The following is a 2,169-nucleotide window of genomic DNA, read 5'->3' on the forward strand; positions in this document are numbered from 1 at the left end:
ATGGGTGGTAGTAGACCGCCGATTGATATCACCAATTATCCCGATATCAAACGCAGAATGTATAAGATCCATGGAGAAAAGGAATTTGTCGATTTGGTAGATTTAGGTAGGGTCTAAATAAATAATGGATAGAGCGAAAGATAAACTTATAAAGAATAGTTTTTTGTATTGCGATTATCTAGAAAAATTAGTATGGTGACTTATCATTTGGTTTAGTCATTAGTTGAGTTTTAGCATCTTGTATAGACTCACTCCCATTCAAAATATTACGATTATAACTCGACAGGTATGTCCCTATGAGCAAACTCAAATCCCTTCTCCGTAAAAACCCTAAAGCCAATAAATCTGTGCCTCTCGCAATCGCCTCTGATAGCAAAAATACCGACAATACCAGTCTCGATATGACTTCCAAGACCAACACCCCTATCGAGCAAACGCGCTGGAATGGTTGGGGTAACGTCAATATCAATAAAAAAGTCTCACCGCATGGCGCAAAACTGATTAAATCACAAATTGGCAAGACTAAAAAGCTCAAATCAGTTAGCCTGCAACAAGTGCTAAAAACTGTACCACAATCACGTTTGCCAGCTGAGCTTACCGATCTTGATATGGTATCGACCGATCAAGAAATCAGACTCAGACACGCCCGCGGTCAAAGCTTCCCTGATTGGATCGCTATGCATGGCGGTGACTTTGAAGTGTTCCCCGATGGCGTAGCTTTCCCCGAATCGACTAGTGATGTCGAGCAATTACTTAAGCTGGCTCAAGAGCACGACTTAATTGTTATTCCTTTTGGCGGCGGTACTTCAGTAGTCGGTCATATCAACCCACAAAAGGGTTCGCGTCCCGTGTTAACGATTGCTATGGGTGAGATGGCGCAGCTGATTGACTTAGATACCGAGAGCCAAATTGCCACTTTTGGCGCGGGTACGCAAGGTCCTGCAGTCGAAGCACAGTTGGACGAGCACGGTTATCGCTTGGGACATTATCCGCAGTCGTGGGAGCTATCAACGCTAGGTGGCTGGATTGCCGCGCGCTCTAGTGGACAGCAATCGCTCGGCTATGGGCGTATCGAGCAGATGTTTGCTGGCGGCACTTTAGTCACTCCGCAAGGCGTGCTAGAGATTGCTGATATACCCGCATCCTCAGCAGGGCCTGATCTGCGTGAGATGATGATGGGCACTGAAGGTCGCGCGGGTATCTTTACCGAAGTGAAGATGCGCGTGCAATCGCAACCTGAGGAAGAGCTATTTAAAGTGGCTTTTTTGCCGAATTGGGAAGCGGGTAAGGCGGTACTCAAACAAGCGGTGCAAAACGATGTTCGCCTGTCTATGCTACGCCTAAGTAATGCGGTCGAGACTGACGCACATTTGCATCTAGGTACTACGCCAAGTCAGTTTTTAGCCATTAGTACTTATCTAAAAGCGCGCGGGCTGAGCTCAGAAAAGGTTATGCTCACTTATGGCTTTTCAGGTGACAAGGCGCAGAATAAACTAGCTATCACTCAGTTTAATAAATTGTTAAAGCAAAATGGTAGTGTCACGGGCAAGATCACTAATATTATGGGTAGTGTTTGGGCACACGGGCGTTTTAAATTTCCGTATCTGCGCGGCACGCTTTGGGATCGCGGCATTATGGTCGATACCTTTGAGACTGCGACCAACTGGAGCCGTATTGACGAGCAAATGGCGCAGATGCAAGACGCGGTAAAAACCTCGCTCGCTGATGAAGGCGAGGACGTCATGGCCTTTACCCATATCTCACATGTCTATAAGCAAGGCGCAAGTCTATATACCACTTATTTCTTCCGCGCCGCCAAAGATCATGCAACCACCTTACAGCGCTGGCAAAAAATCAAACATGCGGCAAGTACTAGCGTGGCTAATGGCAAAGCGACGATATCACATCAGCATGGCGTCGGTCGCGATCATGCCCCGTATCTGGCTGCCGAAAAAGGTAAGCTTGGCATTCAAGTGACTCGTGATATGCTCAAAAGCTTGGATCCTGAGCAGCGTATGAACCCGGGTGTGTTGCTCGAAGAGTAATTTTAATTAAGAGCTTTGTTTATAGCCAGTTTGATAGAAGAGCGTTACAGCGCGGCTGGTCTTGATTTTGCGCAGCCTCTGGAGTGACGCAGTCGCACAGCAAGCAAGCAAGCAAGCAAGCAAG

At 47.0% G+C, this 2,169-nt stretch carries 1 protein-coding gene; it reads left to right on the top strand.

Translation table 11 applies throughout. From position 1 onward, the window contains the following. The first annotated feature begins 296 nt into the window (after positions 1–296). Positions 297–2,045: an FAD-binding oxidoreductase gene (locus ACTXGO_RS12790; protein WP_443541261.1), complete on the top strand. Its 1,749-nt coding sequence runs from the start codon at positions 297–299 to the stop codon at positions 2,043–2,045. Positions 2,046–2,169: the final 124 nt, after the last annotated feature.

The organism is Psychrobacter sp. T6-1, assembly GCF_052258445.1.